This is a genomic window from Bacillus sp. AY18-3, assembly GCF_008042305.1.
Taxonomy (GTDB): domain Bacteria; phylum Bacillota; class Bacilli; order Bacillales; family Bacillaceae_G; genus Bacillus_A; species Bacillus_A wiedmannii.
This window is the reverse complement of record NZ_QKQR01000002.1, coordinates 329097-341614: the sequence shown is the minus strand read 5'-3', so window position 1 is coordinate 341614 and position 12518 is coordinate 329097. Positions and strand designations below refer to the sequence as shown.

At 34.3% G+C, this 12518-nt stretch carries 12 protein-coding genes; 11 read left to right on the top strand and 1 reads right to left on the bottom strand.

Features of this window, described 5'->3' with window-relative positions; translation table 11 throughout:
- Positions 1-17 precede the first annotated feature (17 nt).
- Both DM800_RS02320 and DM800_RS02315 read left to right on the top strand, forming a co-directional pair.
- On the top strand, positions 18-878 hold the full coding sequence (locus tag DM800_RS02320; protein WP_088063053.1) for a branched-chain amino acid ABC transporter permease: 861 nt from the start codon (positions 18-20) through the stop codon (positions 876-878).
- Positions 879-927: 49 nt separating this feature from the next.
- Positions 928-1881, top strand: coding sequence for a branched-chain amino acid ABC transporter permease (locus DM800_RS02315; protein WP_131933559.1), 954 nt, complete (start codon positions 928-930; stop codon positions 1879-1881).
- A 92-nt stretch (positions 1882-1973) separates the two neighbouring features.
- Here the strand turns inward: DM800_RS02315 and DM800_RS02310 are convergent, their stop codons facing one another.
- Entirely contained in the window at positions 1974-2762 is a 789-nt protein-coding gene (locus tag DM800_RS02310; RefSeq protein ID WP_147786314.1) for a LysR family transcriptional regulator, read from the bottom strand.
- Between the two features lie 120 nt (positions 2763-2882).
- Here DM800_RS02310 and DM800_RS02305 point away from each other — a divergent pair, with 120 nt between their 5' ends.
- From DM800_RS02305 to cydC, 9 genes are all read left to right on the top strand, one after another.
- The gene (locus DM800_RS02305; RefSeq protein WP_147786313.1) at positions 2883-3431 is read left to right on the top strand and encodes a DUF4865 family protein; all 549 of its coding nucleotides are present in this window, start codon (positions 2883-2885) and stop codon (positions 3429-3431) included.
- 42 nt (positions 3432-3473) lie between these two features.
- Positions 3474-3881: a tautomerase family protein gene (locus tag DM800_RS02300; RefSeq protein WP_097908184.1), complete on the top strand. Its 408-nt coding sequence runs from the start codon at positions 3474-3476 to the stop codon at positions 3879-3881.
- A 1-nt stretch (position 3882) separates the two neighbouring features.
- Positions 3883-4206 (top strand): carboxymuconolactone decarboxylase family protein, encoded by a 324-nt coding sequence (locus DM800_RS02295; protein ID WP_087982928.1) that lies wholly within the window; start codon positions 3883-3885, stop codon positions 4204-4206.
- A 111-nt stretch (positions 4207-4317) separates the two neighbouring features.
- Positions 4318-4761: a MarR family winged helix-turn-helix transcriptional regulator gene (locus DM800_RS02290; protein ID WP_001205523.1), complete on the top strand. Its 444-nt coding sequence runs from the start codon at positions 4318-4320 to the stop codon at positions 4759-4761.
- 82 nt (positions 4762-4843) lie between these two features.
- Positions 4844-5899: an LLM class flavin-dependent oxidoreductase gene (locus DM800_RS02285; RefSeq protein ID WP_087982925.1), complete on the top strand. Its 1056-nt coding sequence runs from the start codon at positions 4844-4846 to the stop codon at positions 5897-5899.
- 617 nt (positions 5900-6516) lie between these two features.
- Entirely contained in the window at positions 6517-7920 is a 1404-nt protein-coding gene (cydA, locus tag DM800_RS02280; RefSeq protein WP_000448888.1) for a cytochrome ubiquinol oxidase subunit I, read from the top strand.
- Positions 7907-8923: a cytochrome d ubiquinol oxidase subunit II gene (cydB, locus tag DM800_RS02275; protein WP_000950075.1), complete on the top strand. Its 1017-nt coding sequence runs from the start codon at positions 7907-7909 to the stop codon at positions 8921-8923. The genes cydA and cydB overlap by 14 nt, the downstream gene beginning before the upstream one ends.
- Positions 8923-10638 carry a thiol reductant ABC exporter subunit CydD gene (gene cydD, locus DM800_RS02270; protein WP_147786312.1) on the top strand — a complete coding sequence of 572 codons (1716 nt, stop codon included), beginning with the start codon at positions 8923-8925 and terminating at the stop codon, positions 10636-10638. The genes cydB and cydD overlap by 1 nt, the downstream gene beginning before the upstream one ends.
- A 2-nt stretch (positions 10639-10640) precedes the next feature.
- Complete coding sequence (cydC, locus tag DM800_RS02265) at positions 10641-12365, top strand: thiol reductant ABC exporter subunit CydC (protein WP_147786311.1); 1725 nt, start codon at positions 10641-10643, stop codon at positions 12363-12365.
- The last annotated feature ends 153 nt before the right edge of the window (positions 12366-12518 follow it).

Below are 12518 nucleotides of genomic sequence, written 5' to 3'. Positions count from 1 at the left end.
AATCCGAGGTGAGAAGGATGGATGTGTTAATCAATTTATTTGTAAATGGGATTTCAACAGGGATGCTCATTTTTTTATTAGCATCAGGACTTTCACTTATTTTCGGTTTAATGAGCGTTCTAAACTTCGCACATGGTGGTTTATTTGCCTGGGGAGCGTTTACAGGTGTTTGGATATTTAATATGACAGGTAGTTATGTATTAGCGTTAATTGGAGCAATTGCTATGGGGATGTTTCTTGGATTCATTTTAGAAAGATTCCTTATTAGACCGGTATATGGAAATCATGTTCGCCAGCTTCTTGTGACGCTTGGAGGAATGCTTGTACTTAGTGAATGTATTAAAGTATTTTGGGGGCCAAATCCAATTGGTGCTAAATTACCGTTATGGTTACAAGGTAGTTATACATTTGAAGGTATTATATTAATTAAATATCGTCTATTTGTAATTTTAATTGGGATCATCATTTATATTTCCTTACTATTATTGCTTAAAAAAACAAAGATAGGTCTAATGATCCGTGCAGGTGTAATGGATAAAGAAATGGTTCAAGCGCTCGGTATTAACGTAAAAGCGATATTTTCTTTCGTCTTTTTATTAGGAGCAGGGATGGCAGCGTTGGGAGGCTTCTTATTAGCACCGTATTCAGGAGTTATTTTCGCCGAGATGGGTATGCAGTATGCGATTTTAGCTTTCATAGTAGTAATCATTGGAGGATTAGGAAGCGTACAAGGTTCAGCAATCGCATCTTTAATTGTCGGATTAGCGGGTGCTTTTACAGCGTATTTTATACCGGATTTATCACTTGCAATCAATATGTTAATGTTACTATTTTTCTTAATAGTGAAGCCAAATGGACTTGTTAGTGAAAAGGGGTGAAATGGTGAACAGCACATCAAATCGAATTAAAGTATACTTCGGAGTATTTATGCTCATTTGTTTAAGTGTATTTCCATTCGTAAATGATTCACGGAGCTTGTTAATTTTGTTCACTCAAATCTTCATCTTTGCTATTTTTGCAATGAGTTTTGATGTATTGCTTGGGTATACAGGAATTGTATCGTTCGGCCATTGTATGTTCTTTGGAATAGGAGCGTATGGGGTAGCACTTTTATTTGATCGGCAAGGAGTATCCATAACGAACTTTTTAATAGGGATAGTAGCTGCAATTATCATTTCAGCAATTGTTAGTTATATAATCGGTTTGCTTTCGTTACGGCTGAAAAGTCATTTTTATGCAATGTTAACACTTGCTATTTCACAGTTGTTTTTCGTACTTGCTGAAAAATGGCGTGGACTCACTCACGGAGGGGACGGTTTTACATTTGGTGTACCAGACTTATTCCGTGATCGTTTTACGTTTTATTATGTAACACTTATATGTTTAATTGTCATTTTTATTCTGTTACGTCTTTTCACAAAATCTTCTATTGGAAAAGTATTAAAGGCAATTTCACAAAATGAGCAACGTGTTGAAGCATTAGGATATAAAGTTCTTCATTATAAAATTATTGCTAGTATTGTTGCAGGAGTAGTTGCTACGATTAGCGGTGGTTTATTTGTTATCACACTACGCTTTGTTAATACGACTGTATTTTCAATTGAAATGACATTAAATGCATTATTGATGACAATGATTGGAGGCGTTGGAACGTTAATTGGAGCAATTGCTGGAGCTGGAATTATTGAATCACTGAAATATTATTTATCAGAACTAGCCACAGCGTATCCGATTTTTGAAAGATGGACAATTATTCTTGGTTTATTGTACATTATCGTCTTGCTAGTTTTTCCGAAAGGATTAGTTGGCACGATTAAGAGACTGAAGAATGTGAAACAGAGTAAGAAGGAGAAAAGTGCAGAAGTGGAGCAAAATGTGTGAAAAATCAATTGTATAGAATATGAAAATCCCTCTTTTAAATTCGTAAAGGAGGGATTTTTATTGGTGTATGTAATTAGTTTATAGCTATTCTATTAATCAAATAGTTCATCAGGGATTTGTTTTAAAGAGTTTTCATTTGTAAAAAAATGAACAGCTAATTTCTCAATTGGAACATTTTCAATTGGTACCAATGTATCATTTCTAATCGGCAAAAAGGCTATTCCTTTTCCGTCCTGAATAAACTCTTCCATAAGCGAATAAGAATCTAATTGTTGAAGTTGACGCTGAGATAAATGATTTTCTTTTAGAAATTGTATCGTCTTATTTCTAAAAGGGCACTTTTTGTCATTACTAACGAAGAAGAGTTCCTGCGAATAGTCAATGGTACGTGTTTCTTTCGTTTTTAATAAGCCTATAGAAATTGAAGTAGTAAATACTTTTTTAAAAGCTGCGTCGGGATCATCCTCATAAGTGATGACCATATCAACTTTTTGTTGTTGCAGTAATTTTTGTAAATGACTACTATTTTCTACATATATTTGATAATTCCTGAAATTTTCTTTAATACGCTTACTTACATAATTAGTCAAAATAGATTGTGACGTCGCGATTATATAAGAAGAACCACTCGTTTTAAGTTTATCTTTCGCTTCTTCTACTAAAGTTAATATTTGATTCGTGTAGTCTAATAAAATGTCACCAGAAGGTAACAAGGAAACGCCTTTGTTATCTCTATGTAGTAAAGGAGTTTCTAATTCTTGTTCTAATTTTTTGATTCGCTCAGTTACGTTTGGCTGAACATATCCTAACTCTTTAGCAGCTTTACTAATAGAACCTTCACTAGCTACAGTTTTGAATATAATAAGATCATTTATTTCCATTTATCACAGCCCCTTATACGGTATCATTATAAATGATAACAAACATAATTTATACCTATTTTACGTTAGTCAATCACCGGTTTATCATTGTGTATATAAGATAGAAAGTGAGTGATAAACATGATTGGAATGCAATATAAAGTCATTTTGCCAAAGGATTATGACATGGAGAGTATTAAAAAAAGGGTAAAGGATAATGGGCATAAAACGGATGGTTTTCAAGAATTGAATTTCAAAGCATATTTAATTACTGAGGTAGGTATGGAAGGGAATTTTTATAACTGTTATGCACCTTTATATATTTGGAATGGTCATGAAGGAATGAACAAATTTATCTTTGAAGGGTATTACGATAATATTTTACAATCTTTTGGGTGGCAACAAATAAATATAGGTGTTCCATTAGTTGTTAATCTAAGTGATGACTTTAAGAAAAGTAAATATGTTGTTGAACATGTAGGGAGTATTTCTCAAAGTAATTCACTGAGGGAGACTCAATTAAAAACTATGAATGAAAATATACAAAATATAGAAAAGTGTTTAGGAAATGTAATAGTTTATAATCCAGATAAATGGGGATATAGTCAATTCAGATTTTACAATGAAAAGCCTGATATGGTAACGAATAAAGATGTTACAGTATATGAGATTTTACACATTTCACGATGAAAATTTGTTGAATGTTAAATTAAGGAAAAGGAATGAAAATGTATGCCTTTTGTGAACGTTTATTATCATGAAAATAAATTAAATAAAGAAGAGTTGAAAAAGATAGGTGAATGTATTCATCTTTCATTAATTGAACATTTTAACATCCCTAAAAATGATTATTTTCAACTGTTTTTATCTTACTCGCAAAATCACTTTTTATATAATCCATATTATTTGTTGGAAGGAGGAGAAAAGAGAACAGAGAATATGATTTATGTTTCTATTACATGCGGACCGGAAAGAACTATAAAACAGAAAAGTGATCTGTATCAGTCGATATCCTCGAAGATTTCTGAATGTTCTAGTATAAAAAGTGCAGATATTTTTATTACGCTAAATGAGACATCTGCTGAAAATTGGTCATTTGGTCAAGGATTGGCACAATTGGTAAAAGTGAAGGGAGAGTGAAATGATGAATGAATCAATTAAATATTGTATTCAAGAGAGAATGAAAGAAATGGCACCTGCATTTGCTCATTATAGTGAAGAGATATTGTTTGAGGAAGTGTGGCGGGATGACACTTTAACATTAAGAGAAAGAAGTTTATGTACAGTGTCGGTATTAATCAGTCTTGGTCATACAGAACAATTACCATTTCATTTGCGACTGGCCAAACAAAATGGAATTGGAGAAAATGAAATGATCGCATTAATAACACATATGGCTTTTTATGTTGGTTGGCCCAAAGCGGTAGCAGCTTTAAATATAGCAATGAATGAAATGGAAGGTTAAGAATAACGATAAGAAAGCAATTCTAATGAGATATTTTTCACTTTTTCTCTTGCTTTTTTATCACTTGCGTAGTAAATTGATAGTAAGATTCACGATAGGAAGTGATCAAACATGCGTGATAATACGATAGGGTCATTAATATGGTTACGTTTAATACGATTTACGAACCAAAGTAATCAGATGTCAAATGAGTTTTTAAAACGGTTTGATTTAACGACAGCTCAATTTGATGTGCTTTTGCAAATACGTACGTATCAGCCACTCACACAAATGGAGTTAGCTGAAAAGGTAACTGTTACACAAGGCGGTATTTCTCGAATGTTAACTCGTCTTGAAAAAGAAGGATATATTGTACGAAAACAAGATTGGAAAACGAAAACAATTAGTCTTACAGAGCAAGGGGAAGCAGCTTTAGAGAGAGCGTTGCCAGAGCAACTTGCATTTCAATCATCGTTTTTTGATGATGTATTAAATGAAGAAGAGCAGAAAATATTATACGAGCTGATGACGAAAGTTCATAAGCATAGTGAAAAAAAAGAATTGCCGCAAGAGTAATTTTTTTTCACTATCAATTGACTAATCAAGTGATGGGTGATTGAAGAAAATGAATACGACTGAATTAAAGGAGAGAGCAACTATGGAAAAATACCGTATGGATACAAGTAAAGGAATAGAGTTTGGATTATATTCAATTGGGGATCATGTTTTAAATCCACATAACGGAGAGAAAATTAGTGCAGAACAAAGAATTCATGAATTAATTGAAACAGCAAAGTTAGCGGATGAATCTGGACTTGATGTATTTGCTGTCGGTGAAAGTCATCAAACGCATTTTACAACGCAAGCTCATACAGTTATTTTAGGAGCTATTGCACAAGCTACGAAAAATATAAAAATTGCAAGTTCAGCAACGATAGTAAGTACATCTGATCCGGTACGAGTGTATGAGGATTTTGCTACAATTGACTTAATTTCTAATGGACGTGCAGAAATCGTGGCTGGTCGTGGATCTCGTATTGGGGGATATAGTTTACTTGGTTATGACGTGAATGATTATGAAGAGCTATTTGAAGAGAAGATGGAACTTTTATTAAAAATTAATAAAGAGGAACATGTAACATGGAACGGACAGTTCAGAGCGCCGCTTGCACATGCATCGGTTATTCCGAGAGCTAAAAATAATAACTTACCAATTTGGCGTGCAGTTGGTGGCCCACCAGCTAGTGCGATTAAAGCAGGACGTGCGGGTGTACCAATGATGATAACAACACTAGGTGGTCCAGCTATTAACTTTAAAGGATCAGTAGATGCTTATCGTGAGGCTGCGGCGCAAAGTGGATTTAATCCAGCAAGTTTGCCAGTTGCAACAACGAGTTTATTTTATACAGCAAAAAATTCACAAGATGCGTTTAGTGAATACTATCCTCATATTAATGCTGGTATGCTTACACTGCGTGGTGGTGGGTATCCGAAGCAACAATTTACAAATGCAGTAGATTATCGTGACGCATTAATGGTTGGTAGCCCGCAACAAATTATTGAAAAAATGCTTTACCAATATGAATTGTTTGGACAACAACGTTTTATGGCACAAATTGATTTTGGTGGTGTGCCACTTAATAAAATTGAGAAAAATATCGAATTAATTGCTACTGAAATTTTACCGGCTGTTAGAAAACATACAGCGAAATAATTTAAAAAATACCGAGAGTCTAATCGATTCTCGGTATTTTTTTATGTATTAATTTATTTTGAAAAAATGGCAAAAAAATAAATTTTTAGTCTAGAAAGAGGGAAGGGATTTTCTATTTTTGAATAACATTATTTCGTGTTTGAATTTTAGGAATGTATTTTTCTCTTGACAAAAAAGCAACTGATTTCTTCATTGGTAAAGAGGACATTTTTTCGTGAATAAGTCAAGCGTATGTAGAGAAAAATGATTTTTTTATTGATATGAGAGTAAGTCTTATATTAAAAAAATACATTTTAGTAATGAGAAAAATCTAATTCAAAAAAATGACAAAAGACATATTTCAGACAAAATGATGTCAATAATACGTCAAAAATCAGCTGAATTTACTATGCAGGTATATTATACAATTCGATTAACGGATAAAACACTACTGAAATAGTGAAAAGGTAAATTTTATGAGAAAGTTCTTTTGTAATTATCTTGAAAACTGAAAAATTATATTTTCTAAAAGTACATAAACAAATTTATCTTTCTATATTTCTAAGATTTGAGTTGTTTTATTCATACAACTCAATTGAAATTACGATATAAAAAATTATGAAGGAAGTGATTGTAGTATGGAAACGCTCGAATTGGCACGAATACAATTCGCATCAACAACGATTTTCCATTACTTTTTTGTTCCGCTGTCTATTGGTTTAGCTTTTATCATTGCGTTAATGCAAACGTTATACGTGGTAAAGGGACAAGAAATTTATAAGAAGATGACTAAGTTTTGGACACAAATATTCCTAGTTAACTTTGCGGTAGGTGTAGTAACTGGTATTTTACAAGAATTCCAGTTTGGCATGAACTGGTCAACATATTCACGTTTCGTAGGTGATGTGTTTGGTCCATCACTTGCAATTGAAGGCTTATTAGCATTTTTCATAGAGTCTACATTCCTAGGTTTATGGGTATTCGGTGAGGACAAATTACCGAAGCGAATTCACTTGTTATGTATTTGGCTCCTTTCAATTGGAACAATGTTATCAGCATTTTGGATTTTAACTGCAAGTGCATTTATGCAATCGCCAGTAGGATATGAAATGGCAGCAGATGGACGTGCACAGATGAATGATTTCTTAGCGATTATTCAAAACCCACAATTATGGGTACAATTCCCGCATACAATTACAGCTGCGATTGCAACTGGTGCATTCTTTATTGCAGGTGTGAGTGCATGGAAAATAACGAAAGCTCAAGAAACTGAAGTGTTTAAAAAGTCGTTCCGCATTTCTATCATTGTTGGAACACTTACAACGGCGTTAGTATTATTCTTTGGTCATGCGCAAGCACAACAATTAATTAAGACGCATCCAATGAAAATGGCAGCAGCTGAAGCGTTATGGAATACGAGTGAGGATCCAGCGCCATTTACAGTATTTGCGAAAATTGATGCAGAGAAGCAAGAAAATTCGTTTGAAATTCAAATCCCTTATATGCTAAGTCTATTATCATTTGATAAATTTAGTGGTCAAGTAGAAGGGATGAATCAAATTCAAAAACAATATGAAGAAAAATATGGGCCTGGAGATTATATACCGCCAGTACACACTATGTTCTGGAGTTTTAGAGCGATGGTAATGAGTGGAACATTTATGCTTCTTCTAGGAGCATACGGATGGTTCTTATCAAGAAAAGATCGTTTAGCTGAAAAAACTTGGTATTTAAAATTAATGGTGTATGCAATTGCACTACCGTTTATCGGTAATACAGTAGGATGGATTATGACTGAAATGGGACGTCAGCCTTGGGTAGTTTTCGGTGTTATGAAAACGGAAGATGCTGTATCTCCAAATGTTACGTTCGGAGAAGTATTATTCTCTTTAGTTTCATTCACATCACTATATTTAATTATAGGTGGAATCACTATTTACTTATTCGTTCGTATTATTAAAGGACATGAGAATAAGAAAGCGAAACAGGATTCTCAAAGCCATGATCCATTTGATAAGGAGGAAGAGTATGTTATCTCTTAATGAGTTGTGGTTTATCATTATTGCAGTTTTATTCGTAGGCTTCTTTGTACTTGAAGGTTTCGATTTCGGTGTAGGTATAGTTTCAAGGTTTTTAGGGGAAAACGATTTAGAGAAAAGAATTTACTTAAATACAATTGGCCCATTTTGGCACGCGAATGAAGTATGGCTTGTTTGTGCTGGTGGAGCTATGTTCGCGGCATTCCCGCACTGGTATGCAACTTTATTTAGCGGGTTTTACATTCCGTTTGTATTTATGCTTCTTGCTTTAATTATAAGAGGGGTTTCCTTTAAATTCCGTGCGAAAATAGACAATCATAAATGGAAAGGTTTTTGGGATTGGGGTATGTTTTTAGGAAGTTTACTACCGCCTGTTCTTTGGGGAGTTGCAATTGCTAACTTTATGGTAGGTATTCCAATTGATGAAACGAAAAATGCTGTAGGTGGATTCTTACCATTACTTCATCCATTTGCATTACTTGGAGGAGTTATGTTCCTTCTGCTATGTATTGTTCACGGATTGCAATTCCTTACTATACGTACAACTGGTAAGTTAAGAGAACGTGCACGTATTGCTGCGTTGAAAATTGCACCGCTTGCAATTATAGCACTTCTTATTTTTGCCGGTGTAGGGTTATGGAAAACAGATATTTTCACTGGTCATGGTACAGAGTGGATTATGGTTCCGATTGGAGCTTTTGTAGCATTATGTGCGTCAACATTATTAAATAAAAGAAGAAGAGATGGTTGGGCTTTCGTTATGACGAGTTTAACAATCATTTTACTAAGTGCGAGTGTGTTTGCCGGCATGTTCCCACGTGTCTTAATTAGCTCGTTAGGGTCAATATACGATTTAACAATTTATAATGCAGCATCGGGAGATTATGCACTAAAACTGATGACGTATTTTTCAATTGCTATATTGCCATTTGTTTTGGGAAGTCAAATATGGAGTTTCTATGTGTTTAGACAACCTGTTAAGTCAGATAAAGATTTGGAGTACTAATGAAAAGAAAAAGAGGACTTCCGTCGTATCCTGGTAGCCGAGTTTTATATGTAGTGTTAACAATCATTAGCATTTTAGAAGCTATAAGTATTATTGGGCAAACAGTGTTTTTAGCACGGGCTATTACGTTTTTATTTCAAGGAGAAACAGTGCAATCTGTGTTAAATGAAACGGTTTATTTTGGAATCACGTTTGCAGTACGTCATATGCTAGTTCGAATTTCGCAAATATTAGTGGAACGTTTCGCTGAAAAAACAGGATCGCTACTGCGAAAACAATTAATAGAGGCGTATTTCACATTAGGTCCACGGTATGTTCAAACTGCTGGAACAGGTCATCTGGTTACCTTATCGATTGAAGGTATTGAGAAATTTAAAACATATATTGAATTAACAATTCCTAAAATGATTAGAAGTAGTATCGTACCGGGACTAATTGTACTATATGTTTTTACGTTAGATATTGAGTCTGGAATCATTTTAGTTGTAACGATTCCTATCGTAATTACATTTATGATCCTACTAGGATTAGCAGCGCAGAAAATGGCAGATAGCCAATATGAAACATATCGAGTACTTTCTAATCATTTTGTAGATACGTTAAAAGGATTAGAAACATTAAAGTATTTAGGGAAAAGTAAACAACACGAAGGAAAGATTGAAAAAGTAAGTAAAAGGTATAGAAAAGCAACGATGCGTACTTTGCGAGTTGCTTTTCTTTCTTCTTTTGCATTAGATTTCTTTACGAGCTTATCCATTGCATTTGTGGCGGTCGGATTAGGGATACGTTTAATAGATGGGACAATTGTACTATTGCCAGCCCTTACGATTTTAATTTTAGCTCCGGAATATTTTCTGCCAATTAAACAAGTTGGAGCGAATTATCATGCTACGTTAGATGGACAACTTGCAATGGAGCAAATAGAAGAGATTTTACAGCAACAAAAAGAAATAGGAACGAAAGAATCTAATGTAGGTTTAATATGGAATGCCTCTAGTAACTTGAAATTACAAGATGTAAAAGTAAAGAATAATGAATCTGAAAAAGCTATATTAGAAGGAATTGATTTTACTTGGAAAGGCACCGGCGCTATAGGTGTAATTGGTGAAAGTGGGGCAGGGAAATCGACGTTAATTGACGTATTAGCAGGATTTTTAACTCCTTCGGGTGGAAAGCTGATAATAAATGGTGTGAAAATTGACGGGTCTACTCGAGAAGATTGGCAAAAGAATATTGCTTATATTCCGCAGCAACCTTATATTTTCCCGCTTTCATTAAAAGATAACATTTGTTTCTATGAAACAAATACAACTGATGCAGAAGTGGAAAGAGTTATTAATGAAGTTGGTCTTCGTTCACTCGTTACATCGCTTCCGAACGGGGTGTATGAAAGAATTGGAGAAGGTGGACGTATGCTTAGTGGCGGGCAAGAACAACGTGTCGCTATGGCGCGTGCACTTTTAAGCAAAAAGCCAATTATTTTATTAGACGAGCCTACAGCACATCTTGATATTGAAACTGAATTTGAAATAAAGCAAGCGATGTTACGTCTGTTTGAAGGTAAGCTAGTATTTCTTGCAACACATCGTCTTCACTGGATGAAACAGATGGATCATATTCTTATTTTAAATAAAGGGGAAATGATAAAAAGCGGCACGTATGAAGAACTTTTAAAGAATGAGGCATTACATTTTCAAAGGAAAGAGAGGGGATAGAGATGAGTAACTGGATTAAACCTTATATACAGCAAAAAAAAGGTAGAATGACTGTAACTATTTTCCTTGGTCTTCTTGGAGTTAGTTCAGGTGCGATGTTACTTTTCATTTCAGGTTATTTAATCTCTAAATCTGCTCTTAGACCAGAAAATGTAATGGCTGTATATGTTCCTATTGTTGCAACACGTGCGTTTAGTATAGGACAAGCGGTATTTCATTATTTAGAGCGTTTAGTTGGACACGATGTCGTACTACGCATATTAGAAAAGATGAGAACGAAACTATACAGAATAGTAGAACCGCAGGCGTTATTTTTCCGCTCACGATTTCAAACGGGCGATATGTTAGGTATATTATCCGAAGATATAGAGCATTTGCAAAACCTATATTTACGTACAATATTTCCTAGTCTATTAGCGTTAGTTGTATATAGCATATTCGTACTTGTTATCGGAGCATTTGACGTAGTATTTGCACTTATTGCAGCATGTATGTTGGCTATTATCGTTTTTCTTCTTCCGTTTGTATCATTACTTTTAATGAAGCAACATCATGTTACTTTAAAGCAAGGAAGAAGCCGTTTGTATCAACAACTAACAGACGCTGTTTTTGGGTTATCTGATTGGCAAGCAAGTGGTAGAAAAGATGAATTCATTGATAAGTATGTAGAGCAAAATGCTCAGTTGTTAAAAACGGAAAAAAGAATGAAGCGCTGGAATCATATTCGGGACAGTATCATTCAATTAGTAGTGGGAATCGTAGTTATTTCAATGATCATATGGACTGGAAATGAGGCAGCAAGTGAACAGATTGCATCTACCGTTATTGCGGCTTTCGTCTTAATGACGTTATCTGTGACAAATGCGTTAATTCCACTTTCAGATGCTATCGATCGAATTCCATCATATGTAGAATCTGCTCATCGTCTAAATAAAGTAGAAGCTAATGATGTTTTACAGGATGAAAAGGAATTACATGAGGATAAAGATTATGTTGCATCAAAATATATAGACATTGAATTAAATAATGTATCGTATAGTTACCCAGATAGTAATGAATTTGTATTGAAAGAAGTATCACTGCAAATAAAGGCAGGAAAGAAAATCGCCATTTTAGGAAGAAGTGGAACAGGAAAATCTACTTTGTTAAAATTGTTAGCAGGTGCGCTAAGCCCGTTACATGGTGAAGTTTTATTGAATAGTGAACATGCTCATACGAATCTTTTATCAAAATATATTTCTGTATTGAATCAAAAGCCGCATTTATTCGATACGACAATTGGAAATAATGTGCGAATCGGTAAACCAGAGGCTACGGATGAAGAGATATGGACAGCTTTAGAGAAAGCACAATTAGCTTCGCATATAGCTTCTCTTCCAGATGGATTGCAAACAAAAATGCATGAAATGGGAAAAAGGTTTTCTGGTGGAGAAAGACAACGGGTTGCTTTTGCTAGAACGCTAATGCAAGAGGCTCCAATTATTGTACTTGATGAACCTACGATCGGCTTAGATCCAAAGACAGAACTATCTTTAATAGAAACAATGTTTTCTGCAACAGAAGAAAAGACTGTTATTTGGATTACACACCACCTTGTAGGAATTGAACATGTAGATGAAGTTATATTCCTTGATCGTGGTCAAATTGTGATGCAAGGCAGTCATGAACAACTTCTGAAAGAAAACGAGAAGTATCGTAAGCTGTATGAGTTAGATAAAGGAATATAGTTTGAATAAGTAATAATTGTAAAATAGCTACGCCAAATGGTGGAGCTATTTTTGTTTTGAAATGAATATTCTATTCTTTTTTAATGTTGGATTGCAGATGTATATGATCATTATGAATGAAAAATGAATTTCATATTATACATATAATGGAGG

What these genes read in the sequence shown, in the direction of transcription:
- DM800_RS02290 (WP_001205523.1), top strand. Translation starts at nt 4,318, where the DNA reads ATGCGTGATAATACGATAGGGTCATTAATATGGTTACGTTTAATACGA.
- cydC (WP_147786311.1), top strand. Translation starts at nt 10,641, where the DNA reads ATGAGTAACTGGATTAAACCTTATATACAGCAAAAAAAAGGTAGAATG.
- cydB (WP_000950075.1), top strand. Translation starts at nt 7,907, where the DNA reads ATGTTATCTCTTAATGAGTTGTGGTTTATCATTATTGCAGTTTTATTC.
- DM800_RS02320 (WP_088063053.1), top strand. Translation starts at nt 18, where the DNA reads ATGGATGTGTTAATCAATTTATTTGTAAATGGGATTTCAACAGGGATG.
- DM800_RS02285 (WP_087982925.1), top strand. Translation starts at nt 4,844, where the DNA reads ATGGAAAAATACCGTATGGATACAAGTAAAGGAATAGAGTTTGGATTA.
- cydD (WP_147786312.1), top strand. Translation starts at nt 8,923, where the DNA reads ATGAAAAGAAAAAGAGGACTTCCGTCGTATCCTGGTAGCCGAGTTTTA.
- DM800_RS02300 (WP_097908184.1), top strand. Translation starts at nt 3,474, where the DNA reads ATGCCTTTTGTGAACGTTTATTATCATGAAAATAAATTAAATAAAGAA.
- DM800_RS02305 (WP_147786313.1), top strand. Translation starts at nt 2,883, where the DNA reads ATGATTGGAATGCAATATAAAGTCATTTTGCCAAAGGATTATGACATG.
- cydA (WP_000448888.1), top strand. Translation starts at nt 6,517, where the DNA reads ATGGAAACGCTCGAATTGGCACGAATACAATTCGCATCAACAACGATT.
- DM800_RS02315 (WP_131933559.1), top strand. Translation starts at nt 928, where the DNA reads ATGCTCATTTGTTTAAGTGTATTTCCATTCGTAAATGATTCACGGAGC.
- DM800_RS02295 (WP_087982928.1), top strand. Translation starts at nt 3,883, where the DNA reads ATGATGAATGAATCAATTAAATATTGTATTCAAGAGAGAATGAAAGAA.
- DM800_RS02310 (WP_147786314.1), bottom strand. Translation starts at nt 2,762, where the DNA reads ATGGAAATAAATGATCTTATTATATTCAAAACTGTAGCTAGTGAAGGT.